This window comes from Rhodococcus sp. SORGH_AS_0301, assembly GCF_030818285.1.
GTDB lineage: Bacteria > Actinomycetota > Actinomycetes > Mycobacteriales > Mycobacteriaceae > Rhodococcoides.
The window spans coordinates 418,811-443,349 of sequence record NZ_JAUTAC010000002.1 but is presented as its reverse complement, the minus strand read 5'-3'; the positions used below and the strand labels follow the sequence as shown (position 1 = coordinate 443,349).

General features: G+C 68.7%; 21 protein-coding genes and 1 pseudogene. 16 read left to right on the top strand and 6 right to left on the bottom strand.

The genetic code is table 11. From position 1 onward, the window contains the following. Nucleotides 1–20: 20 nt before the first annotated feature. Nucleotides 21–578: an alternate-type signal peptide domain-containing protein gene (locus QE397_RS02645; protein ID WP_307091493.1), complete on the bottom strand. Its 558-nt coding sequence runs from the start codon at nucleotides 576–578 to the stop codon at nucleotides 21–23. 362 nt (nucleotides 579–940) lie between these two features. Between QE397_RS02645 and QE397_RS02640 the strand changes: the two genes are divergently transcribed. The 7 genes and pseudogenes from QE397_RS02640 (at nucleotide 941) to QE397_RS02610 (ending at nucleotide 8,311) form a co-directional block, all read left to right on the top strand. After that, the gene (locus QE397_RS02640) at nucleotides 941–1,738 is read left to right on the top strand and encodes a TspO/MBR family protein (protein ID WP_307091491.1); all 798 of its coding nucleotides are present in this window, start codon (nucleotides 941–943) and stop codon (nucleotides 1,736–1,738) included. Between the two features lie 207 nt (nucleotides 1,739–1,945). Continuing rightward, on the top strand, nucleotides 1,946–2,281 hold the full coding sequence (locus tag QE397_RS02635; RefSeq protein ID WP_307091489.1) for a hypothetical protein: 336 nt from the start codon (nucleotides 1,946–1,948) through the stop codon (nucleotides 2,279–2,281). Nucleotides 2,282–2,298: 17 nt separating this feature from the next. After that, nucleotides 2,299–3,297, top strand: a complete 999-nt coding sequence (locus QE397_RS02630) for a DDE-type integrase/transposase/recombinase (protein WP_307091487.1) — start codon at nucleotides 2,299–2,301, stop codon at nucleotides 3,295–3,297. Between the two features lie 171 nt (nucleotides 3,298–3,468). Continuing rightward, nucleotides 3,469–5,068 (top strand): annotated as a pseudogene (locus QE397_RS02625) (aldehyde dehydrogenase (NADP(+))). Between the two features lie 103 nt (nucleotides 5,069–5,171). Beyond that, on the top strand, nucleotides 5,172–6,125 hold the full coding sequence (locus QE397_RS02620) for a 5-dehydro-4-deoxyglucarate dehydratase (protein ID WP_307091484.1): 954 nt from the start codon (nucleotides 5,172–5,174) through the stop codon (nucleotides 6,123–6,125). Beyond that, nucleotides 6,122–7,384, top strand: a complete 1,263-nt coding sequence (locus tag QE397_RS02615) for a glucarate dehydratase family protein (protein ID WP_307091482.1) — start codon at nucleotides 6,122–6,124, stop codon at nucleotides 7,382–7,384. Before QE397_RS02620 ends, QE397_RS02615 begins: the two co-directional genes overlap by 4 nt. Nucleotides 7,385–7,417: 33 nt before the next feature. Next, entirely contained in the window at nucleotides 7,418–8,311 is an 894-nt protein-coding gene (locus tag QE397_RS02610) for a LysR substrate-binding domain-containing protein (RefSeq protein WP_027504713.1), read from the top strand. Between the two features lie 31 nt (nucleotides 8,312–8,342). On the opposite strand, the gene QE397_RS02605 is transcribed toward QE397_RS02610, so the two are convergent. Next, the gene (locus QE397_RS02605) at nucleotides 8,343–8,729 is read right to left on the bottom strand and encodes a universal stress protein (protein WP_307091480.1); all 387 of its coding nucleotides are present in this window, start codon (nucleotides 8,727–8,729) and stop codon (nucleotides 8,343–8,345) included. Next, entirely contained in the window at nucleotides 8,726–9,745 is a 1,020-nt protein-coding gene (locus QE397_RS02600; RefSeq protein WP_307091478.1) for a 2-hydroxyacid dehydrogenase, read from the bottom strand. The genes QE397_RS02605 and QE397_RS02600 overlap by 4 nt, the downstream gene beginning before the upstream one ends. Nucleotides 9,746–10,116: 371 nt before the next feature. On the opposite strand from QE397_RS02600, the gene QE397_RS02595 reads away from it, so the two are divergent. From QE397_RS02595 to QE397_RS02560, 8 genes are all read left to right on the top strand, one after another. Continuing rightward, nucleotides 10,117–11,664, top strand: a complete 1,548-nt coding sequence (locus QE397_RS02595; RefSeq protein WP_222631613.1) for an ABC transporter substrate-binding protein — start codon at nucleotides 10,117–10,119, stop codon at nucleotides 11,662–11,664. Between the two features lie 72 nt (nucleotides 11,665–11,736). Further along, a complete protein-coding gene (locus QE397_RS02590) occupies nucleotides 11,737–12,663 on the top strand; it encodes an ABC transporter permease (RefSeq protein ID WP_027504709.1) in 927 nt (308 codons plus the stop codon). Nucleotides 12,664–12,674: 11 nt separating this feature from the next. Further along, entirely contained in the window at nucleotides 12,675–13,658 is a 984-nt protein-coding gene (locus tag QE397_RS02585; protein ID WP_235578886.1) for an ABC transporter permease, read from the top strand. After that, nucleotides 13,655–14,674, top strand: coding sequence for an ABC transporter ATP-binding protein (locus QE397_RS02580; protein WP_027504708.1), 1,020 nt, complete (start codon nucleotides 13,655–13,657; stop codon nucleotides 14,672–14,674). The genes QE397_RS02585 and QE397_RS02580 overlap by 4 nt, the downstream gene beginning before the upstream one ends. Next, entirely contained in the window at nucleotides 14,646–15,677 is a 1,032-nt protein-coding gene (locus tag QE397_RS02575) for an ABC transporter ATP-binding protein (RefSeq protein WP_231476221.1), read from the top strand. The genes QE397_RS02580 and QE397_RS02575 overlap by 29 nt, the downstream gene beginning before the upstream one ends. 10 nt (nucleotides 15,678–15,687) lie before the next feature. Continuing rightward, nucleotides 15,688–16,404 carry a sulfite exporter TauE/SafE family protein gene (locus QE397_RS02570; protein WP_027504706.1) on the top strand — a complete coding sequence of 239 codons (717 nt, stop codon included), beginning with the start codon at nucleotides 15,688–15,690 and terminating at the stop codon, nucleotides 16,402–16,404. 268 nt (nucleotides 16,405–16,672) lie between these two features. Continuing rightward, entirely contained in the window at nucleotides 16,673–17,986 is a 1,314-nt protein-coding gene (locus tag QE397_RS02565; RefSeq protein ID WP_307097326.1) for an enolase C-terminal domain-like protein, read from the top strand. After that, nucleotides 17,983–18,957, top strand: coding sequence for a 2-hydroxyacid dehydrogenase (locus QE397_RS02560; protein WP_307091470.1), 975 nt, complete (start codon nucleotides 17,983–17,985; stop codon nucleotides 18,955–18,957). Before QE397_RS02565 ends, QE397_RS02560 begins: the two co-directional genes overlap by 4 nt. 58 nt (nucleotides 18,958–19,015) lie before the next feature. Here the strand turns inward: QE397_RS02560 and QE397_RS02555 are convergent, their stop codons facing one another. After that, on the bottom strand, nucleotides 19,016–20,176 hold the full coding sequence (locus tag QE397_RS02555; protein ID WP_027504703.1) for an acyl-CoA dehydrogenase family protein: 1,161 nt from the start codon (nucleotides 20,174–20,176) through the stop codon (nucleotides 19,016–19,018). 11 nt (nucleotides 20,177–20,187) lie between these two features. Next, nucleotides 20,188–21,363 (bottom strand): acyl-CoA dehydrogenase family protein, encoded by a 1,176-nt coding sequence (locus QE397_RS02550; protein ID WP_027504702.1) that lies wholly within the window; start codon nucleotides 21,361–21,363, stop codon nucleotides 20,188–20,190. Between the two features lie 98 nt (nucleotides 21,364–21,461). Between QE397_RS02550 and QE397_RS02545 the strand changes: the two genes are divergently transcribed. Then, entirely contained in the window at nucleotides 21,462–22,073 is a 612-nt protein-coding gene (locus tag QE397_RS02545; protein ID WP_307091468.1) for a histidine phosphatase family protein, read from the top strand. 4 nt (nucleotides 22,074–22,077) lie between these two features. Here the strand turns inward: QE397_RS02545 and QE397_RS02540 are convergent, their stop codons facing one another. Further along, entirely contained in the window at nucleotides 22,078–24,369 is a 2,292-nt protein-coding gene (locus QE397_RS02540; RefSeq protein WP_222631621.1) for a bifunctional diguanylate cyclase/phosphodiesterase, read from the bottom strand. Between the last annotated feature and the right edge of the window lie 170 nt (nucleotides 24,370–24,539).

Here is a 24,539-nt window from a genome sequence, read left to right as displayed (position 1 = left end):
GAATCAGGCAGATCGGCGCGTCAGGGAGCAGTCGTGCGGGCGGCCTGCTGCAGGTTGATCCGAAAGGCGGACAGGTTCACCGAGTCCTCGGTTCCCACCTGGTTCGGCGTCGTCTCGACGAACGTGACGGTCACCGTGACATCGACGAGGCGGTTGTTGTCCGCCTCCGTGATCTGGTTGTTGGCGAGGGGCGTGCCGTTGTACGTGCTGACCAACGACACCGGGGTGTTCGTCGGAGTCAGTTCGCCAGTGCGCTGGATGCTCTGAGCATCCGCGGCGATGGTCGCACGAAGATTCTCGCCGTCCGCGAGTACTCGGTACTGCGCCTTGTACTGGAGGACGTCGCCCGGAACCATCCGGAACGTGGCGATGTCGAGGGGGCCCGGCGTCTTGACCGGTCCCGGCGAGACGTCGGTCCACACACCTGCGGCGACCGGCGAGATGTCCAGGTTGCCCGCCGTGATGGTGCCGCCCTGGACGGTCTCGGCGTCACTCCACAGCGCGTAGCTTCCCGCGCCACCGAGCAGGAGGATACCGGCGGCACCCGCAGCGAGGGCACCCTTCGTGGTCTTGTTCATGGGGTTCACTTCCGTCGTGTCCTCCACGCCGGAGGTCGGCGCGGTTCAACCATTGCTTCGCTAGCTGATTACCCATTCGTTACATGTCCCAAAGCGGACGGGGGATCCGGGAAGCTCTTTGGGACGTAACTCAAAACCGTTCGCGCCCCGGGAGTTACACCGTGCGCGGCTGGGCGAAATGGTCCCAGCCAGCCATTATTTGCCATTACTGCGCCATTGCGTAAGAGCGTTTCCAGTAGGCAATATTGGCCAATCCCGGATGCCGATGCTGGAATGGTGGTCCACACAAATCTTTCACCCTGTTTCTCGGATCGCGGTTTCGGGCACTCCACGGCCACCATCCACTCGTTCGAAGGACTCCCATGACCCATGACACGGCCACACCTCGGCAGCGCACCGAGCCCGCATCGTCGGGCCAGGTTCTCCTGGTCGTCGTCAGCGCCATCGTCGCCGTGGTCGGAGGGTTCCTGGGCTCTGGCGCCGTGGTCGGCACACCGATCGCCGAAGCAGCCGACGGCGCCCTCAGCGCGACCGCCACCCTGGTCGCCCCGGCGGGGCCCGCATTCTCCATCTGGTCGGTCATCTACCTCGGACTGATCGCCTACGCGGTGTGGCAGGCACTGCCCGCCCAGCGCCGGTCCGAGCGGCAACGAGCACTCCGCGTACCCATCGCCGTGACGATGCTGCTCAATGCCGCGTGGATCACCGTGGTGCAGTTCGGGCAGGTACTGCTGAGCGTCGTCGTGATCGTCGCGCTGCTCGCGAGCCTGGCGTTCGTGTTCGCTCGGCTGATCGCGGCACCGCGGACCACCGCCGTCGACACGCTGATCACCGATGGGACGATGGGCCTCTACCTCGGGTGGGTAGCGATCGCGACGGTCGCGAACGTCAGCGCATGGCTCGCGTCGACGGGCGTCGAGTCGGCGGCCACCCTGTGGGCCGTTCTCGTTCTCGTCGTCGCGGCGCTCGTCGGACTGTTCCTGGCCACCGTCTCCGCCGGACGGATCGCGCCCGCACTGTCTCTCGCGTGGGGACTCGGGTGGGTCGCGCAGGGGCGCCTGTCCGGCGAGGTCCTGAACACCACCGTCGGGTGGACTGCCGCGACGGCGGCAGTCGTCGTTCTCGTGGGCACGGTCGCCGTGCGAGTGCGCTCCCGCTGACGTTCCGTGTTCCCGCGGCCGCTGCACGTTCGTTGCCAGGATGGTCGTGAGACAGACTGGCGGCGGCGTGGAGATCGGAGCATCTCAGTGACCGGAGTGCAGATCGGACGTTCAGCGACCGGCGTTCGGAAGTTCTCGTTCGCGTTCAAGGTCGAGTTTTTACGCGAGTGGGACGCCGCCGTCGAACGAGGCGCCAAGACTCGGCTGATGCGCGAACACAACTTGTCCCGCCCGACCGTCGATCGGTGGCTCGAGGCGCGGGAGCGTGGAGAATTCACCGCATCGATGGTGACCGCCGCACGAAAGTCGAGGTTCGAGGTGAAGAACACCGAACGCGCCGAACTGGCACGACTACGCAAGGAGAACGACGCCCTCAAGAAAAAGGTGGCGCAGAGCGAAGCGGTCCAGGAGATCCTGGGAAAAGCATACGAGCTCTTGGAAGGGATCACCGAGAGCTCGACGGAGACCGACGAGCAGATCCCACCGGCCCTGATGAGCGCAACCGAGTACGCGCAGTGGCTCGAGCGCAACAAACTGTCCTGACCACCACCGTCGAGCAGGTGACCGCGGCGTCGGCGCTGTCGGTGGTCGCGGCGTGCGCGCTCGTCGGCATCGCCCGATCCACCTACTACCGGCTGGTGCGTGGCTACTCCCATCACCGGCCGGCAGCGACGCCGATTCCGCATACCGAGCGGGCGCAACCGGCGGCGCTGTCCGCGGACGAACGCGCCCAGATCATCGACGTCATCACCGATGACGATTACCCGAGCCTTTCAGTGGTGCAAGCCTATTGGCGAGCGTTCGACGCCGGGACGGTGGCGTGTTCGCAGCGGACGTTCTACCGAGTCGCTGCCGCCGCGAACTGCGTCGGTGACCGGCGTCGCCGCCGCGGCACCGGGCCCGGCGCGACCCGCCGCGCACCCGTGGTCGCGGCGCACGCGGTGGGTGATCTCTGGTCGTGGGACGTCACCGAACTACGCGGCCCTCGGATCCAGGATCGGTACAAGCTCTACCTCGCCATCGACGTCTTCTCCCGCTACCCGGTCGCATGGCGGATCGAGTACACCGAAGACCGGAAATCGGCGGTGGCGATGTTCACCGACGCCATCGCCGCGCACGGCGCCCCGACGGTGCTGCACGCCGACAAAGGAGCCGTCATGCGCTCGCACACCTTGATCGACGCCCTCACCGAACGTGGTGTGCTCACCTCGTTCTCCCGACCGCGGGTCAGTGACGACAACCCGTTCTCCGAATCGCTGTTCAAGACGATCAAGTACGACCTCGACTGCCCCGACCGCTTCGACAACATCGACCACGCCCGCACCTGGACCGCACAATTTCTGAACCGCTACGCCACCGAACACCGCCACTCCGGCCTCGGCCGGCACACCCCCGCAACCGTCCACCAGGGCACCGCGCACCTGATCCGACAGGACCGGCAACACCATCTGCACCGCTACTACGCCCAACACCCCGAACGATTCCGACGCCCACCCCGAGCACCCGAACTACCAAGACCCACCGGAATCAACCACCACAAACTGTCTCAGACAGGTTGACAACTACCGTGCAACCACCACGGGAACACACAACGCCCGCGGGAACCGAGGCGCCACCCCTATCGATACCGACAGTGCATCGCTGCAGTGCAATTTTGACTTGGACTTGTATGACACCGCGCCTTAGCGTCGTCTGTACAACCACGCACTGCGAGAAGGGCTGATGCACTGATGACTGCAACGGTGACGACGACCGCTCCTCTGACCGGGGAGCTGATCATCGCCGGGTCCACCGTCCCCGGCACCGGCACGACCGTCCACGGCATCGATCCGTCCACCGGCGCGGATCTCGAGCCCGCCTACCGGCACGGCACGATGGCCGACGTCGACGCGGCCTGCGCGGCGGCGGACGAGGCCTTCGACGCCTACCGCTCCACCACGTCCGAGGCGCGCGCCGACTTCCTCGACGCCATCGCCGACAACATCGAGGCGCTGGGCGAGACGCTCATCGAGCGCGCGGTGGCCGAGTCCGGCCTGCCCGTCGGTCGGATCACCGGTGAGGTCGGCCGCACCAGCGGACAGCTCCGCCTGTTCGCCTCGGTGCTCCCGCGAGGGCAGCTGGAACGGTGCCCGCATCGACCCCGCACAGCCGGATCGCGCACCCCTTCCCCGCGCCGACATCCGCCAGCGCACGGTCTCACTCGGACCGGTGGTCGTGTTCGGCGCCAGCAACTTCCCGCTCGCCTTCTCCGTCGGCGGCGGCGACACCGCATCGGCACTCGCCGCCGGATGCCCCGTCATCGTCAAGGCCCACGACGCCCACCCGGGTACGTCCGAGTACGTCGGCCGCGCGATCACCGAGGCCGCCGCGTCGACCGGCATGCCGGCAGGAGTGTTCTCGCTCGTCTACGGCGACGGCCGCACCATCGGCACCGCTCTGGTCACCGACCCGCGCGTCAAGGCCGTCGGCTTCACCGGATCCCGTTCCGGCGGCACCGCTCTGGTACGCGCCGCAGCCGGTCGACCGGAACCGATCCCGGTGTACGCCGAGATGAGCTCCATCAACCCGGTGTTCCTGTTCCCGCACGCCCTCGAGACGCGGGCCGCAGATCTGGGCCGAGCCTTCGTCGCCTCCCTGACGCTCGGCTCCGGACAGTTCTGCACCAATCCCGGCCTCGTCGTCGCGCAGGACGGACCGGAACTCGACGCCTTCGTCGCGGCCGCTGCGGACGCCGTCGCGGCCAGCACCCCGACCACCATGCTGACGCCGAACATCGCCGACAGCTACGGCAAGGGTGTCGACGCGCTGAGCGCCGCCGCAGACGAGGTCGCCCGAGGCACCGTCACCGACGCACCCAACGCCGGCCGCGCGGCACTCTTCAGCACCGACGCCGCGACGTTCCTCGACCGAGACGTGTTGCAGGCCGAAGTGTTCGGCGCATCCGCGCTCGTCGTCCGCTGCACCTCGGCCGAGCAGGTCGCCGCCGTGGCCCGCGCTCTCGAAGGTCAGCTCACCGCGACGATCCACGCCGACGCCGCCGATCACGCCGACGCCGGACGCCTGCTCCGCGTCCTCGAGCTGAAGGCCGGACGCATCCTCTTCGACGGGTGGCCCACGGGCGTCGAGGTGGGCCACGCGATGGTCCACGGCGGCCCTTACCCGGCGACGTCCGACTCACGCTCGACATCGGTCGGCTCGCTCGCCATCGAGCGGTTCCTGCGCCCTGTCGCGTACCAGGACGTTCCCGCCGCGCTGCTCCCCAGCGCCATCGCCGACGGCAACCCCGACGGCATCTGGCGGCGTGTCGACGGCCAACTCTCCCGCGACTGATTCCACCCTCCCGCACCACACCGGCCGGCCTCCGGCCTTCCCGCACCACCCCGGCCGGCCTCCGGCCTTCCCGCACCACCCCCCTCGTACACCAGGAGATCTCATGCTCGACGGCGTCCTCTTCTTCCCTGTCACCCCCTTCACCGACTCCGGCGAGGTGGACCACGCACTTCTCGCCGAGCACATCGCGAAGGGTGTCGACGCGGGCCCCGGCGGTGTCTTCATCGCCTGCGGCACCGGTGAGTTCCACGCTCTCGAGGCCGTCGAGTTCGGCGAGATCGTCGCCACCGCGGTGCGTACCGTCGCCGGCCGCGTCCCGGTCTACGCGGGCGCGGGTGGTTCGGTGGCCCAGGCGAAGATCTTCGCCCGATCCGCTCGTGACAACGGTGCCGACGGCATCCTGCTGCTCCCGCCCTACCTGGTGACCATGCCGCAGGCCGGCCTGGTCGAGTACACCCGCGAGGTCACCTCCGTCACCGACCTGCCGGTGATCGTCTACAACCGCGGCAACGCGCGCTACGACGAGGCGTCCGCCGTCGAGGTCGCCCACTTCCCCACCGTCGTCGGATTCAAGGACGGCACAGGCGATCTGGATCGCGTCTCGCGTATCGTGCGTGCGGTCGAGGACTCCCTGGCGCCCACCGGCAAGGCGTTCCAGTTCTTCAACGGACTGCCCACGGCCGAGGTCTCGCAGCAGGCCTACCGCGCCATCGGCGTCACGCTCTATTCGTCGGCCACGTTCGCCTTCGCCCCGGAGCTGGCCCTGGCGTTCTACACCTCGCTCGAGAACGCCGACGTCACGCTCACCGACGCCCTGCTGCGCGAGTTCTTCCACCCACTCGTGCGTCTGCGTGACTCGGTACCCGGCTACGCCGTCTCCCTGATCAAGGCGGGCGTCACCCTCGAAGGTGTTGCCGCCGGCCCCGTTCGGGCACCGCTGATCGACGCGGCCCCCGCGGACGTGGAGGCCCTCACCGCGATCATCGCAGCCGGCCGCGCCGTGCTCGCCGACTCCCTCGCAGCCGACTCGGTCACCAAGGAGGCCGTGCACTCGTGAGCGCCCGGATCACCTCCGTCACCGTCACCCCCGTCGCCTTCGCCGACCCGCCGCTGCTCAACACCGTCGGAGTCCATCAGCCGTTCGCTCTGCGCGCGATCGTGCAGATCCGGACCGACGACGGCGCCGTGGGTCTGGGCGAGACCTACGCCGACACCGCGCATCTCGTTCGCCTGAACGCTGCTGCCGACGCCATGGTCGGGGTGGACGTCTTCGCACTCCACACGCTGCGCGCCGTCGTGGACGAGTGCCTGGGTGGCCTGACGGTGACGGGTGGTGACGGGGTGGCCGGCATGATCACGACGGCCAGCACCACCGATCGGGTGTTCTCGCCGTTCGAGGTGGCGTGCCTCGACATCCAGGGCAAGATCCTCGGGCGGCCCGTCTCCGATCTTCTCGGTGGCCTGGTGCGCACGGCCGTACCGTTCAGTGCCTATCTCTTCTACAAGTGGGCCGGGCACCCCGGCTCCGCGGACGACGAGTGGGGTGCCGCGCTCGATCCCGAGGGCATCGTCGCGCAGGCCCGACGGATGATCGACCGGTACGGCTTCGGCGCGATCAAGCTCAAGGGCGGGGTGTTCCCACCCGAGCAGGAGATCGCCGCGATGCACGCGCTGCGCGAGGCATTTCCCGATCTCCCACTGCGGCTGGATCCCAACGCGGCGTGGACCGTCGACACGTCCCTCGAGGTCGCGTCGGCCCTGACCGGTGTCGTCGAGTATCTCGAGGACCCCACACCGGGCCTGGACGGAATGTCGGAGGTGGCCCGCAAGGCCGCCATGCCGCTGGCGACCAACATGTGTGTCGTGGCGTTCGATCAGCTCGAGCCGTCGGTCCGACGCGACTCGGTCGGGGTCGTGCTGTCCGATCACCACTACTGGGGTGGACTGCAACGCTCACGGCTGCTCGCCGGCATCTGCGACACCTTCGGACTCGGCCTGTCGATGCACTCGAACTCCCATCTCGGCATCTCGCTCGCCGCGATGGTGCACCTCGCCGGCGCCACGCCGAATCTCACGTACGCCTGCGACACACACTGGCCGTGGAAGACCGAGGACGTCGTGGTCCCGGGCGTTCTGCGCATCGAGAACGGCGCCGTCGCGGTACCCACGGGACCGGGGCTGGGCGTCGAACTCGACGAGGACGCGCTGGCGAGGCTGCACCAGCAGTACCTCGACTGCGGGATCAGGGACCGTGACGACACCGGCTACCGGCAGAGTCTCGAACCCGACTTCGTCAACTCCTCGCCGCGATGGTGACCGGCCGTTCACACGGTCGGCTATCTTGAGCCGATGTTCTCGCTCTCGCGCCTGACGTGCTTCATCGCCGTCGCGGAAGAGCTGCACTTCGGCCGAGCCGCAGAGCGGCTCCACATGACCCAGCCCCCGCTCAGCAGGCAGATCCAGCAGCTCGAGAGTGAACTGGGCGTGCAGCTGATCGATCGGACGTCACGCTCGGTGACCCTCACGGCCGCCGGCGTGGCGTTCCTGCCCGACGCCCGCCGGATAGTCCGCTTGGCCGAGAGCGCCGCACTGACCGTCAAGCGTGTCCCCGCCGGTGATCTGGGCACCGTCGTCATCGGCTTCACCGCGGCGTCCGCGCACGCCGTCCTGCCTCGGCTGCTCTCGGACGTGCGCGCGGCTCTCCCGGACGTCGAACTGGTGCTGCGGGAGATGGTGTCGTCGATTCAGATCGACGCCCTGGCGAGCGGGGAACTGGATCTCGGTCTGGTCCGTCCCACCGTCACGCGACCGGGAATCCTGACGCGGCCCATCCACCGCGAGGCACTCGTCGCTGCGCTTCCCGAGGGGCACGAACTCCTCGACGTGGAGCGTCTGAGCGTGACGCACTTCGACGATCAACCCGTGATCATGTACTCGCCGGTGGATGCCCGCTACTTCCACGAGCTCCTCATCAGCACCTTCACCGTCGCCGGGGTCACGCCTCGATACGTGCAGTACGTGACGCAGGTGCACACCATGTTGATGCTCGTGAGCTCCGGCCTGGGCTGCGCACTGGTGCCGGCCTCGGCACGCACGATGCACACCGAGGGCGTCGTGTTCCGCGAGATCCGTTCCAGCACCGAGGAACCCGTGCGACTGAACGCCGCATGGCGTCACGACGCCGCCAACCCCGCCCTGCACCGTGTGCTGACGGACGTGAAGGCCGTGACCTCACTGCAGTGAGATCACGGCCGGCGGCTGCTGCGTCCGCGAATTAGTGCGCGACCTCGACCGGCGGCTTGACGGCCACGACCGGGCAGTGTGCGTCGAGCAGGACACGCTGAGACAGGCTGCCGAGCAACAGCTTTCCGACGGGTGAGCGGCGACGCACGCCGATGACGAGGAGCTCGACGTCCGGCTCGTAGGACATGTCGACGAGGTTGTCGGCATGCGAGCGGCCGGGTACCGGTTCCGCCACCCGCGCCGCCACGCCGTCGGCGCCGGAGTCGCTGCGGGCAGCCATGATCAGCTCGTCGACCGCACTGCGATCACCGTCGACCACGACGGTGACGTCGGTACCGCGCATCTTGGCCTCGCGGAACGCGAACGGCAGTGCGTTGCGATCCTCGACGGTGTCCGCGTATCCCACGACGACGCTCATCGGGTCTCCTTCTGATCGGGCTGGAAGACCGGCGTCACGAGCGTGCCGTCGGCGAGGAACGAGTTCAGGTTCTCGAGGGTGAGTGCTTCCATCGCGGCGCGAGTCTGCACCGTGGCACTCCCGACGTGGGGAAGCAACACCACGGTGTCGAGGGCGCGAAGCGCGTCCGGCACCTCGGGTTCGTGGGCGAAGACGTCGAGCCCGGCGCCGGCCAACCGTCCGCTCTGCAGCGCCTCGACGAGGGCGTCCTCGTCCACGACGCTGCCGCGAGCCACGTTGATCAAGAAGCCGTCCGGCCCCAGTGCGTCCAGCGTCTCCCTGTCGACGAGCTGCTGCGTCTCCGGTCCGCCGGCTGCGGCCACGACCAGAACATCTACTGCCGCAGCGAGTTCGCGCGGAGACGAGTGGTACCGGTACGGACTCGACTCGACGACGTTGCGGTTGTGATAGTCGATGGTGCAGCCGAAGGCCTCGAGGCGGTGCGCGATGGCGCCGCCGATGCGCCCGAGACCGAGGATGCCGACCCGAGATCCGCTGACCTGCCGCGCCAACGGCGGCATGGGCTTGGTGGTCCACTCGCCCGCGCGCACGTAGCGGTCGGCGGCGGAGAAGCCGCGGAGGGTGTCGATGAGCAGCCCGAGGGCGGTGTCGGCGACGGCGTCGGTGAGGACGTCCGGAGTGTTGCTGACACCGATCCCGCGGCGGCGGGCCTCCTCGGCATCGGTGCCGTCGTACCCGACTCCGAAGTGGACGATCGCGCGCAGCGCGGGCAGGCGGTCCATGAGGTCCGCCTTGACGCCGACACGGCCGGACGTCACGACGGCGACGATCTCGTCGGCGTGCCGGCCGAGCACATCGTCGCGATCGTCGTCCGGCAGCACCAGAGCGCCGCCGGCCTCGAGTGTCTCCATGAGCGAAGGCTTGAGTCCGCCGACCCGGAGAACGCGCGAAAATCGCTGCGCCTCATCGGGACTCGATGCCGATCCGTTCGAGCTCGGCGTTCCACCGTCGGTCATGCCGCCTCCTTCACCGTGCGACGGCCACCGGGAGCGACGGCCATCGTCTGCGGTGATCGTATGTCGGCCGACGAATACCGGTCCAACACGCAATTAGCATGGATCCATACTCTTCCGGTATTGATATCGTGTCTTCTCGTGACGCAGCAGGTCAGAGCCTCGGCAGTGTGATGCGGACCGCTCGACGCCGTCACGGCGAGCCCGAAATCGGCCCCGAACTGCGATTTCCCGGCCGATCGTCTGTTGACGGTCACTCCCCCCCACTCCTACCGTGTGTCTACCGTCACAGGCGGTCCATCGGCTCCACTCGGCATGCGTCGTCAGCCCCGACTCCTCGCACCCGGTGAAGCCCCCTCAGCTTGGAGGAATCCATGAGATCCACCCGCGCCACATCCCTGGTGTCGGTGATCGCCGCGTCCGCACTCCTCACCGGATGCACCGTCGCGAACTCGGACAGCGGAGACGCCGCGAGTCCCGACACCGTCCGGATCGTGCTGCCGCAGGAACCACCGACCCTGGAGCCGTGCGATGTCTCGCTGACGGCCATCGGCGTGGTCACGCGGTCCAACATCACCGAACCCATGATCGAGCGTGACCCCACCACGGGTGACCTCGAACCGAAGCTCGCCACGTCGTGGGAGCGCACGTCGGACACCGAGTGGACGATCCGCCTGCGCGACGACGTCACCTTCAGCGACGGCACACCGTTCGACGCCGAGGACGCCGCCGTGTCGGTCGATCGCGCCGTGAACTCCGATCTGGCCTGCAACGTCGAGGGATACGTCTTCGGCGACGACGACCTCACCGTCCGCGCCGTGGATCCGACGACGTTGACCGTCGCCTCGCCGACTCCCGATCCGATTCTGCCGCTTCGGCTCTCGTTCATCGAGATGGTCAAGAGCGAGGTCGGTAGCGCCGAGCGGACCCGCGAGCCGATCGGTACCGGCCCGTACCGCATCGACTCGTGGGACTACGGCCAGCGACTCTCCCTGGTGCGCAACGACACCTACTGGGGCGACGCACCGGAATTCACGCGGGCCGTCTACCAGTGGCGTACCGAGGGCAGCGTCCGCGCCGCCATGGTCACCAACGGCGAGGCGGACATCGCGACCGGACTCGGCCCCGAGGACGGAGCCGGCGACCTCGGTGTCGCCTTCCCGAACAACGAGACCACCGCCTTGCGGATGCAGGCCACCACACCGCCACTCGACGATCAGCGCGTGCGCGAGGCGATCAACTACGCCATCAACCGTGCGGGCATCGTCAAGGCACTGTTCCGCGGAATGGGAGCGCCCGCTGCGCAACTCATCGCGGACGGCGTCGTCGGCTACAACGACGAGCTCACCCCGTGGCCGTACGACATGGAGAAGGGCAAGGCCCTCATCGACGAGGCTCGCGCCGACGGTGTTCCCGTCGACACCGAGATCCGCCTCATCGGCCGCACCGGGCAGTTCCCGAAGATCAACGAGACCGTCGAGGTCATCCAGAACGCGCTGGCCGGCATCGGCCTGAACGTGAAGATCGAGATGAAGGACACGGCGGCCACCGCCGAGTTCCAGGAACGGCCGTTCCCGAACGTCGGGCCCTACCTGCTGGTGATCCAGCACGGCAATCAGGCCGGCGACGCCGCGTTCACGATGGATCAGTACATGCGCAGCGACGGCTTCCAGAGCTCCTACGGCACAACCGACTTCGACGAGGGGATCGACGAGGCCGAATCGCTGACCGACGAGGAGCGACAGACCGCGTTCGCCGATCTCTTCGCCCGTGAACCCGAGGAGATCACGCAGATGGCGTACATCGCGCACATGAACGGTGTGTTGGCCAAGGACCCGCGCATCGACTACACCCCCGATTCCGCCACCGTCGACGAGATGCGACTGGCCGAGATGACCCGGAGTTCCGATGCGACCGACTGATCACGACCCCGACCAGCAGCCCACCTCGATCGAGAGGCCGACCAGCCCCTCCTCCGGAAGGGAGTGACCGCCATGTTCGCCTTTCTGCGACGCCGCGTCTACACCAGCCTCGTCCCACTTCTGGTCGTCCTCATCGGCGTCTTCTTCCTCGCTCGTCTGACCGGTGATCCGACCAGCCTCTACCTTCCCGAGTCGGCGACACCCGCCCAGCGCGAGGCGTTCGCCGCCCAGAACGGCTTCGACCAGTCCGTGTGGACACAGATGGCCGACTACTTCGGCGGCGTGCTGCACCTCGACTTCGGTGAGTCGCTCCGGACGGGCGAAGCCGCGTCCACCATGGCGTTGCGCGCCTTCCCCGCCACCCTGCAGCTCGCGTTCGTCACGATGCTCCTCGCCGTGATCGGTTCGATCGTCATCGGCTGCTGGGCCGCGTACCGTCCCAACTCTCTCGCCGACCGGTTCTCGAGCCTGCTGTCCATGACGGCCGCGAGCATCCCCGACTTCTGGTTCGCCATCACCGGCGTCTGGATCTTCGCCGTGGTGCTCGGTGTCCTGCCGACCTCCGGCACCGGGGGCGCCGTCGCATGGGTGCTCCCCATCGCGACACTGCTCATCCGTCCGCTCGGCGTGCTCACCCAGGTGGTCCGCGGCGCGATGGTCTCCGCCCTCTCCGCCCCGTACGTCCGCCTCGCTCGCAGCAAGGGTGCCGGCGATCTGCGCGTCGTCACCCACCATGCGCTGCGCAACGCCGCGGCACCCGCGCTGACCGTCGCCGGCGACCTCACCGTCGGCCTGGTGAACGGCGCCGTCGTGGTCGAGGCCATCTTCGGGTGGCCCGGCATCGGCAAGTTGATGATCGACGCGATCCTGCAGCGCGACTTCGCCGTCCTCCAAGCAGCCGTCCTCCTGACGGCCGTGAGCATCTTCGTTCTGAACATCGTGATCGACGCGTGCTACGCGCTGCTGGACGCACGGGTTCGCGACAAGGCCAAGGTCTGAGAGGTACACCCATGACACTCGAAGCAAGCAAGGACAGCTCGGGCGTTCCGGTTCCCCCGGTGCTGCCGCCCACCCCGGACGCCGCGTCCACGGCGCCCTCGCGCACGACCTCCATGCCGCTGTGGCGTCTGCTGCTGCGGGACCGCGTCGCCACCATCGCGGCGAGCATTCTGGTGCTCGTCTTCCTCACGGCGATCTTCGGTCCCATGCTGGTCGGCGACGCCGCCACCCGTCAGGATCTCGATCGATCCAACCTGGCGCCGTTCTCCCTCGACACCGGCTTCATGAACATCCTCGGCACCGATCCGCTCGGCCGCAGCATGCTCGCCCGCCTGATCCTCGCCAGCCGGACCACGCTGTCGGTCGCGATCCCCGCAGTCATCCTGTCCGGCATCATCGGCTCGATCATCGGCATGTGGGCCGGTTACCACCGCGGCTGGCGCGAGACCGCCGCCATGCGCGTCGCCGACGTCATCATGAGCTTCCCGTCGTTGCTGATGGCCGTCGTCGTGCTGTACGTCTTCTCCCCCAGCGCCGCGAACATCGTGCTGATCCTGACCATCACCCGCATCCCGATCTACCTCCGCACGGCCCGCGCCGAGAGCGCGGAACTCCGATCGCGAGTCTTCGTCGACGCGGCCCGCACGTTCGGCGCCGGCAGCGGCGCGGTGATCCGTCGCCACGTGGTGCCGATTCTGCTGCCCACGTTGCTGACCGTCGCCACGCTCGACTTCTGCTTCGTCATGCTGGCCGAGTCGTCGCTCAGCTTCCTCGGCATCGGGATCCAGCCGCCCGACATCAGCTGGGGCCTCATGGTGTCCCAGGGCCGCACCTACCTGCAGAGCGCCTGGTGGCTGTCGTTCTTCCCCGGACTCGCGATCGTCATCACCACCGTGTCCGCGACCGTGCTGGCCGCGTGGGCCCGCATCGCCACCGACCCGGCGCAGCGCTGGCGCCTCACCCTCCCGCGTTCGAAGAGAAAGGCACGTCGATGAGTGCTCCCGCTCTCGCCCGCACCGCGCTCGAGGTCGACGGTCTGACCGTCGAGATCCGCACCCCGTCGGGCACCGTGCGTGCCGTCGACGGAGTGTCGTTCAGCGCGAAGCGCGGCCGCACACTCGCACTGCTGGGCGAATCCGGCTGCGGCAAGTCCATGACGGCCCAGGCCCTCGTCGGGTTGCTCGAGCCGATCGCCGACATCGTCGACGGCACCGTCATGCTCGGCGACACCGATCTGGTGACGGCGAACTCCAGGACTCGACGCCGCATCGCCGCCACCGAGCTCGCCATCGTCTTCCAGGACGCCCTGACGGCGCTGAACCCGGTCTACACCGTCGGCACGCAGTTGGCGGAACCGTTCCGCATCCACCGCGGCATGTCGGCGAAAGCGGCTCGCGTCGAGGCGATCTCGTTGATGGAACGCGTCGGTATCCCCGAGCCCGAGTCACGTGCGGACTCCTACCCCCACCAGTTCTCCGGCGGTATGCGGCAGCGACTGCTCATCGCCATGGCCGTGGCCCTGGGTCCGACGGTGCTGCTGGCCGACGAGCCCACCACCGCCCTCGACGTCACCGTGCAGGCGCAGATCATGTCCCTGCTGCGCGACCTGCGCACCGAGCACGACATGGCCGTCATCCTCATCACGCACGATCTGGCCCTCGTCGCCGAGGAAGCCGACGACGTCGCCGTCATGTACGCCGGCACCGTCGTCGAGACGGGACCCGTCGCCGAGGTGTTCGGCTCGCCGCAGCATCCGTACACGAAGGGACTGCTCGACTCGGTCCCCGTCGCCACCGTGCGCGGCGAGCACCTCAAGTCCATCGGCGGCACCCCGCCGGATCTGCACTCCATCCCGCCGGGATGCGTGTACCAGGCCCGATGCCCCATCGCGCGCGCCGTCTGCGTCGCGCAGCGCCCCGAGCTCCGCAGTGTCGCCGGCACCAGCCGTGCGACCGCATGCCATTTCCCCGAGGAGGTGTCCGGTGTCCGTTACGACGACAGTGGCGAGTGAGGCCGCGGCCACGCAGGCCGCACCGTTGCTCCAGGTCCGTGGAGTCTCCAAGACGTTCGACGTCGCCGCCGGCAGCGGCGGCCACAAGAAACTGCGGGCACTCGACGGCATCGACCTCGAGCTGCGACGCGGCGAGACCCTCGGCCTCGTCGGTGAGTCCGGTTGCGGCAAGTCCACACTCGCGCGCACGCTGATGATGCTCGAACGACCCGACACGGGCACCGTGTCGTGGGACGGCGTCGACCCGTTCGGCCTCAAGGGCAAGGAACTGCTCGCGTGGCGTCGTCGGATCCAGATGGTCTTCCAGGACCCGTACGGATCGCTCAACTCGAGGATGTCGGCGGCGGAGATAATCTCGGAGCCGTGGCACACGCATCGCACGATGTACAAGACCAAGCGCGACCGCGCCGCCCGCGTCCGGGAGCTGCTGCACCTCGTCGGTCTGCGTCCCAGCGACGAGCACCGCTACCCGCAGGAGTTCTCAGGTGGTCAGCGCCAGCGTCTCGGCATCGCGCGGGCCCTGGCACTCGACCCGAGTGTCGTGGTGTGCGACGAGCCCGTCTCGGCTCTCGACCTGTCGGTCCAGGCGCAGGTGCTCAACCTGCTCTCGGATCTGCAGAAGGAGCTCGGCATCAGCTACGTCTTCATCTCGCACGACCTGTCGGTGGTGCGACACGTCGCCGACCGGGTCGCCGTGATGTACCTCGGCCGGATCATCGAGACCGGGCCGACCGACGACGTCTTCGACCATCCCACGCACCCGTACACCGAGGCGCTGATGTCGGCAGCCCCGACGCTGGATCCCTCGACCCGGCGTTCGCGCATCCTCCTGGAGGGGGAGGTACCGTCGCCTCTGAACCCGCCGTCGGGCTGCCGTTTCCGCACGCGCTGCGCGCACGCGACGGACGTCTGCGCCACGGGCATCCCCCCGTCGGTCGGGCGTCTCGGGAACCTGCACATCGCCGAGTGCCACCACCCGAGATCGGACGCCGTGGCCGTATGACCGTGCTCGCGTGACCGGCCTCGAATGGCTGGTCGTGGGCGTCGCGATCTTCACGGCGTCGTGTCTCCAGTCGTCGATCGGCTTCGGGATGGGGATGGTCGCGGCGCCCGTCCTGGCCATCATCGATCCGCGGATGGTGCCCGGCACGATCATCCTGCTCGCCACCGCGCTCACCGCGCTGGTGGTGGTGCGGGAGCGCACGAGCATCGACGTGCGCGGGGCCGGCTGGGCACTGGTGGGACGGGTGCCCGGCGTGATCGCCGGCGCCGCGCTGCTCGTCGTGCTGCCCGAGCGGGGAGTCTCCATCATGCTCGGCGCAGTGGTGCTGTTCGGCGTCGTGGCCACGGCGATCGGCTGGTCGCCGACACCGCGACGCGGATCGCTCATGACCGCGGGCGCCGCGTCCGGACTGCTCGGCACCGCCACCTCCATCGGCGGGCCACCCATGGCGCTGATCTGGAGCGGCAGCAGCGGCGCCGCGTTGCGCAGCACCATGAGCGGCTTCTTCCTGATCGGCTCCCTGATGTCGCTCGCCGCGCTGGGGGTCACCGGCTCCCTCGACGCGCACTCCCTGGCGACCGGCGCCCTGCTCCTGCCCGTAGTCGCGCTCGGGTACATGGCCTCGCGCTGGGTGAACCGCGTACTCGACCGTCGTCGGCTGCGATGGGTGTCCATCGTCGTGTCGGCGGGTGGTGCGCTCGTGCTGCTGGTCGATGCGGTGGTGTGAGGTGTGCGGTTGCGGTGGGTGCAGCGCCAGCGCTTCCGGGAGCGCACACACCCTCTGATGAGCGCACACCCGCTACAGCCGACTGGACGGGGTGTGCGCTTCATGGCAGATGTGCGCACTCGGCGCCGGCGCACTCGATCGATACTCACCCTGCATCGCTGCATCCACAAATGGTGTTGGACGGGAATGAATCACCCGCCCTAGGCTCGTCGACGTGAGCACCGTCACCGAGGTCCGAACCTCCCATGCCACGCCCGTCGTCACCGCGATGCGCGTCGTTCCCGTCGCCGGCCACGACAGCATGCTGCTGAATCTCAGCGGCGCCCATGCACCGTTCTTCACCCGGAACCTGGTCGTGCTGACCGACTCCGACGGGCGCACCGGTGTGGGCGAGGTACCGGGTGGCGAGCCCATCCGCCGCTGTCTGGAGGACGCCCGCGTCCTCGTCGAGAACGCCTCGGTCGGCAACTACCACGCCGTGCTCAACGCGATGCGCCGCGCGTTCGCGGACCGCGATTCCGGCGGACGCGGCGCCCAGACCTTCGATCTGCGGATCGCAGTGCATGCCGTGACCGCGGTGGAGAGCGCCCTGCTCGATCTTCTCGGTCAACACCTCGGCGTCAGTGTCGCTGCCCTGCTCGGCGACGGCCGCCAGCGCGACAAGGTGCAGGCGTTGGGCTACCTCTTCTTCATCGGCGACCGCACCAAGACCGACCTCGCGTACCGCGCCCCCTCGGACGAGAGCGGCTCCGCCGACGCCTGGTCCCGTATTCGCCACGAGGAAGCCCTGTCGCCCGACGCCGTAGTGGCGTTGGCCGAAGCCGCACAGGCGAAGTACGGCTTCCAGGACTTCAAGCTCAAGGGCGGCGTACTCCCCGCAGCGCAGGAGGCCGACGCGGTCCGTGCGCTCGCGGAACGATTCCCCTCTGCGCGGATCACCCTGGATCCCAACGGCGGGTGGCTCCTGAAGGACGCGATCGAGACCTGCCGTGGTCTGCGCGACGTGCTCGCCTACGCGGAGGACCCGGTCGGACCCGAGGGCGGATTCTCCGGGCGCGAGGTGATGGCCGAGTTCAAGCGCGCGACCGGCCTGCCCACCGCCACCAACATGATCGCCACCGACTGGCGCGAGATGGGACACACCATTCGATCCGGCGCCGTCGACATCCCGCTCGCGGATCCCCATTTCTGGACGATGAACGGATCGGTCCGCGTCGCGCAGCTGTGCGACGCCTGGGGTCTGACGTGGGGATCGCACTCCAACAACCACTTCGACGTCTCGCTCGCCATGTTCGCGCACGTCGCAGCTGCCGCTCCCGGTGAGATCACCGCCATCGACACGCACTGGATCTGGCAGGACGGGCAGCGCATCACGACGAATCCGTTCCCCATCGTGGACGGGTACCTCACCGTCCCCGACGTGCCGGGCCTCGGAGTGACCCTCGACATGGAGCGCGTCGAGGCCGCACACGAGCTGTACCAGCGCGAGGGCCTCGGGGCCCGCGACGATGCGGTCGGCATGCAGTACCTGGTGCCGAACTGGACCTTCGACAGCAAGCGCCCCTGCCTGCAGCGCGCATGAAGGTCGTCGTCGCGGACCGCAACCTCCTCCCGCATCGGGACGCCGTCGAGGCGGGGATGCCGGACGGCACCGTCGTGTCGTGGCACGAACGCTTCGACGAGGACGCGCTCGTCGCCGACCTCGCCGATGCGGACGTCCATGTCGGGGGCCGGGTCACCGAGGCCATGGCGCAGGCGGGCCGGGGCCTGCGACTCGTCCAGGTCGCGGGAGCCGGCGTCGACAACGTCGCCCGTACGGCCCTTCCACCGACCACATTGCTGGCCAACACGTTCCACCACGAGGACTCCATCGCGGAGTACGTGCTCGCGTCTGCGGTGCTCTTGCGGCGTGGCTTCCTGACGCAGGATCACGCACTGCGACAGAGTGTCTGGTCGACCTCGGTGTACGACGACACGCTGCCCCAGCCGTCCGCGACAGCGGGCGCCCGCGTGGGCCTCGTCGGCTTCGGCCACATCGGGCAGCGCTCGTGGTCGCTGCTGCGCACCCTCGGCTGCCTCGGCGCCGCCGTGACCGGACGCGGAGCCGTCGACGTGGCCGCTCACGGCCTGGACTGGGCCGGAGACACCACGGAACTTCCGCGGCTGATGGCGGAGTCGGACATCGTCGTCGTCTCGGCACCTCTCTCCGCGACGACGACCGGCATGATCGGCGCGGACGAGCTCCGCGCGCTGGGGCCGGCGGGAGTCCTGATCAACGTCGGCCGCGGGCCGCTGGTGCAGGAGCGGCCGCTACACGACGCGCTGGCGACCGGCGAGCTCGGCGCCGCAGCCATCGACGTCTGGTACAGCTACCCCGGCCCGGACGGGCGGGGCGAGCCGAGTGCACTCCCGTTCGGAAGCCTGCCGAACGTGCTGATGACGCCGCACTCGTCCGGCATCACGCGCCGAACGTTCGAGGGCCGCTGCCGCGACATCGTCGCCAACATCCGGCATCTCGCCGACGGGACCCCGCTGATCAACCTGGTCGGCTGACCCCGAACAGGACGAAGGCCGGTCACCACGCGGGCGACCGGCCTTCGTCGAGGCGGTGCTAGGAGACGCCGAGCATCTCGTGATCCTTCAGCGACGACGTGATCACCCGGAGGTGATCGTCGACCCCGCCGAGCGTGTGCTCGATGGCCGTGAGACGCGAGAAGTAATGTCCCACAGGGTATTCGTCCGTCACACCGATTCCGCCGTGCAGCTGGATCGACTCCTGGCCGATCTGCCGGGCGGAGCGTCCGATCTGCAACTTCGCCCGCGACGCGACCGTGGGATCCGGAGATCCGTCGGCCAGCGACATCGTCGCGTAGAGCGCCATGCTGCGTGCCAGTTCGAGCTGCACGTACATGTCCGCAGCGCGGAACGTCAGTGCCTGGAACTTGGCGAGCGGCACACCGAACTGCTTGCGCTGCTTCAGGTACTCCGTGGTGAGTCGCAGCGACTCCTCCATCGCACCGAGCGCCTCGGCAGCGAGAGCCGCCTGCGCACGGACGTTGGACGCCACGATGGCGGCACTGGCGTCGCCGCCGTCACCGAGCGGTTCGCCCGCGACGTCCGACAGCTCGAGCGACGCGCCGCGCAGTCCGTCGTGGGTGCGGTAGGTCTTGCGCGTGAGTCCCTCGGCATCGGCCGCGACCAGGAACAGGCCCACGCCGCCGCCGGGCAGCGCCGCGCTGATCACGAAGTGATCGGCGCAGTCACCGTGCAGCACAGGGTTCTTCACACCCGAGAGTGCCCACGAGCCACCCGATCCGGCCGGCCTCCGGCCTTCACGCAGGTCCTCGGTGGCCGACGTCGACACCTCGGCCGCCGGCCAGCGGGTGCCCGGCTCGGAATGCGCGAATGCGAGAAGGGTCTGCCCCTCCGCGACGCCCGGCAGGATGCGCTGACGCTGATCGGTCGATCCGACCTCGGTGATGAGACCACCCGGAATCAGCACGCAGTCCAGCAGCGGCTCGGGTGCGAGGCGGCGACCGATCTCGGTCATGACCGCGAAGGTCTCGACCGGTCCGGCGTCCATGCCGCCGTCGTCCTCGGCGAAACTGAGGCCGAGCAGGCCCAGCTCGGCGAACTGCTTCCAGACCGATTCGGTCCAGCCGCGCTCGCTCTCCACCGCTGCCTTGCGCTTCTCGTTGTCGTAACTGCGGGCGAGCACGTCACGCACCGTGTCGCGCAGCAGCTTCTGTTCTTCGTCCAGTTCGAACTGCATGTCGTGCGCTCCTAGAGACCGAGAATGCCGGACGCGATGATGGTGCGCTGCACCTCGTTCGAGCCGCCGTAGATGGATGTCTTGCGGAAGTTCAGGTAGGTCGGGGTCGCACGCTGCGCCCAGACCGGTGTCGGCGAGTCCTCTCCGGCCGCGAACGGGAGCGAGTCCGGTCCCGCCACGTCGGTGAGGATCTCTGTGGCCAACTGCTGCAGCTCGCTGCCCCGGAGCTTGAGCACCGACGACGCCGGGTTCTCCTTGCCGGAGACGTAGCTGGAGACGATGCGCAGCTGGGTGAGCTCGAGTGCGAGCACCTGATTCTCGAGCTCGGCGAACCGAGCGGCGAAGACCGGATCGTCGAGCAGCGTGCCGGTCCCGACCGTGGTCTCGGCCGCGAGCGCCTTGGCCTGCGCCAGCTTGGTCTTGGTGAAGCCGAGTCGCGTGATGCCGGTGCGCTCGTTGCTCAGCAGGAACTTGGCGTAGGTCCAGCCGGCGTTCTCCTCGCCGACGAGGTTCTCGACGGGGACGCGGACGTCCTCGAACCAGACCTCGTTGACCTCGTGGCCTCCGTCGATCAGCTTGATCGGGCGCACCGTGATGCCGGGGGTCTTCAGGTCCACCAGGATGAACGAGATACCGGCCTGCTTCTTCGGCGCGTCCGGGTTGGTGCGCGCCAGCACGAAGATCCAATCGGCGTACTGGCCGAGCGTGGTCCACGTCTTCTGACCGTTGATGACGTACTCGTCGCCGTCGCGCAGAGCGACCGTGCGCAGCGACGCGAGGTCCGATCCCGCCTCGGGCTCGGAGAAGCCCTGGCACCACCAGATGTCGAGGTTCTGCGTGGGCGGGAGGAACTTCTGCTTCTGCTCCTCGCTGCCGAAGGTCGCGATGACGGGCCCCACCATCGAGATGTTGAAGGCCAGGGGCTCGGGCACCGAGGCGAGCTGCAGCTCGTCCAACCAGATGTGGTGCTGCATCGGGGTCCAGTCCTTGCCACCCCATTCGACGGGCCAGTGCGGGCTCGCCATGCCGTGCTTGTTCAGGATCTGCAGCGTCGTGATCATGTCCTCGCGCTCGAGTTCCTCGCCTGCCGCGTTGCGCTCGCGGATATCGGCAGGGATCTCGGTACGGAAGAAAGTTCGCATCTCGTCGCGGAACGCAGCTTCCTCATCGGTGAGTGCCAGGTTCATCTGTGACCTTTCGAAGTCCTTCGCTGATCTCTAGCACCGTACTCTCCGGTAACCAGGCTCGGACAGGGGTGCCGTCGACCGATATTCTGGGCCCGACCATGACCGATCACCTCGACTCCCGGGCGCGGAGCACCTCTGTCCGAGTGGCCCTCGTGCGCCACGGCGAGACGGACTGGAACGTCGAGGGGCGTCTGCAGGGCTCCTCCGACATCCCGCTCAACGACATCGGGCGCAGCCAGGCCCGGACCGCGGCCGCCACGCTGGCCGACGACTCGTGGGACACCCTCGTCAGCTCGCCGCTCTCGCGGGCGTCGGAGACCGCCGACATCATCGGCCACGTCATCGGGCTCACCCGCTCGGCCGACCACGAGGACCTGATGGAACGTCGCTTCGGACGTGCCGAGGGCATGACCGGCTACGAGGCGTGGGCGTACTGGCCCGACGGTGACTACCCGGGCGCCGAGTCGCACGAGGCGCTCGCCGAGCGGGGGCGTCGTCGACTCGACCTGCTGGCCGACGAGAACCCCGGCAGGTCCCTCGTCGCCGTGGCACACGGCGGCATCATCCGGGCCGTGCTGAGGTCCATCACCGGCCACCCTGCGCCGCGCATCGCGAACGCCGGCGTGAGCATCGTCGTCCGCGACGACGACGGCTGGTCGGTCCGCACCGTCAACTCGGTTCCCGTCCGCCACGGCCGACGGCTCCGCTGACGCGTCAGGAGAGGAACGTCTCCACGGGCGCGGGGCGCCCGTAGAGGTACCCCTGTGCGTACGTGCAGCCGAGTTCGGTGACGATGCGCTCCTGCTCCGTCGTCTCCACGCCCTCGGCGACGGTGCGCATGGTCAGCGCGGTGGCCATGGCCTCGATGGCCGTCACGATGGACACCGACGCGTCGTCGACCGGGACGCGGTCGATGAACGACTTGTCGATCTTGATGACGGTGATGGGCAGATCTCGTAGGCGACCGAGCGAGGAGTACCCCATCCCGAAGTCGTCGAGCACCAGCACGATGTCCTGCTCGGCGAGACGTGCGAGGACCCGATTGGCCACCACCGGATCGGCGATGAGGGCACTCTCGGTCACCTCGAGCCCGAGCACCGACCCGTCCAGACCGTGCGACGCCAGCAGGTCCGCGACGACGTCCGGGAGCCGCTCGTCACGCAGCTGCAGCACGGAGAGGTTCACCGACATCGACATGCGCGGCGCTCCCGCCGCCCGCAGTCGCACCAGATCGCCCAGAGCCGTGTCGAGTACCCAGGTCCCGATCTCGGAGATCATGTTGGTGGCCTCGGCGACCGGGATGAACTCGTCCGGCCCCACCCAGCGGCCGCGATGCTTCCACCGCACCAGGGCCTCGTAGACCAGCACGTCGTGGGTCCGCAGCGACACGATGGGTTGGTAGTGCACCGCCATCTCCCCGCGCGCGACCGCGCCGCGCAGCGCGCTGCCCAGCTCGACCGATCGGGTCGCCGCGGTGCGCAGGGACTCGTCGAAGAACGCGTAGGCCGCCGGCCCGCGGAACTTGGCGTCGTACATCGCCGTGTCGGCCTCGCGGACCAGATCGTCCGCCAACCCGGCGGGACCGCAGGACGTCGCGATGCCGATGCTGACGCTCACGTACAGCGACGCCACACTCAACTCGAACGGTTCCGCGAACGCGGCCAGGAGCAGTTCCGCGAGTTCCTCGGCACGGGCCCGGTCACAGTGCGCCACCACCACGAACTCGTCGCCGGCGTACCGCACCACGTCCTCGTCGGCGGAGACCACGCGCCGGATGCGCTGCGCCGCCGCCTGGATGAGCTCGTCGCCCGCGCGGTGGCCGTACGAGTCGTTGACGACCTTGAAGTTGTCGAGGTCCGCGAACAGCACGGTGGTGGCCGACGCCGACGAGGACGGCCTCCGCGCAGCGCGTTCCAGGATCGACTCGAGCATGGACCGATCGGGGAGACCGGTGAGCGAATCGTGGGTGGCGTCGTGGCGGGCCTTGTCCTCGCTGCGCTGCACCCGGCTCAGCGCCCGCTCACCGCGGACGAACATTCCCACCAGGATCACGGCCAGAAAGGTCGAGCGGACCACCACGTCCGCGGTCCCCACCGCGTCGCCGACGAGCGGCAGCGCGGCGCAGGTGGCGACGAGCGCGACGGACACCGTCATCCGCTGCCGGGTGAGCGCGGCCGTCACACCTCCCGCGCGACCCACCCACGCCATCGACGGATGCAGCGACGCGGCGGCCAGCAGGACGAACGCGAGCAGATACATCGCGTCGAGGACGACCGCGGGCGGGGCGACCGAGCGGGCCGTCGCGATCGCGTAGCCGAGATCGCCGACGATGGTGACGAGCAGTGCGGCGACGAGGAGAACCAGGGACACGTTGAAGCGGCTCTTCGACAACAGCAGGAAGAACGCCATCGTGAACAGGCCGGCGTCGATCGCGGGGAACAGCCCGTTGAGCACCACGGACGGCACGTCCCGCGTGGTCGAGAGGACCGGAGCCACCAGCAGCACCCAGGAGACGAACGTCATGCCCAGCGTGACCAGGACCGCGTCGATGATGGTCGGGGTGGGCCGCGAGTTGCCCCCTCGCCGCGACCAGCCGACGATGCCGAGGACGAGCAGCAGGTAGCCGAGCAACACCAGTACCTCCGGCAGCAGCCGGATCGCCGAGGGCAGGTCCGCGCGCACGCTCCGCGCGGACAGGCCCACCAGGAAGGACGTCGCCGCGCCGAGCATGCACCGCCAGGCGTACGTGTCGGTCGGGCTGTTGCGCCGCAGGCCGACCAGGACCACGACCATGCAGCCGATGGCGCCCACCGCGAAGACGCCGGTCCGGATCGATGCGGGCACGATCAGGTAGACGGCCAGCACCACGGCGGCCACCGTGAACGACGCCGCCAGGTAGCGCCCCGGCGACCGGACAGGCCCACCGAGGCGCGATCGGTCCAGCGCCGCAGCGGTCACTCGTGGGGGAACGGGCGTCGACACCATCGACTCGTCCTCCTCGACCACCGCGCGTGAGCGTGTCCCCCGAACCACGACCTGTCCGACCACAATCTATCCGTCCACAACCTAGCTGAGCAGTGGAAAGACGAGCAGCGCCGAGGCAGCAGTCATGCCTGCGCGGACGGCGCCGACGCTGCCGGCAGTGCCCGAGATCGGATGCCGCCGCTCCCGCGCCG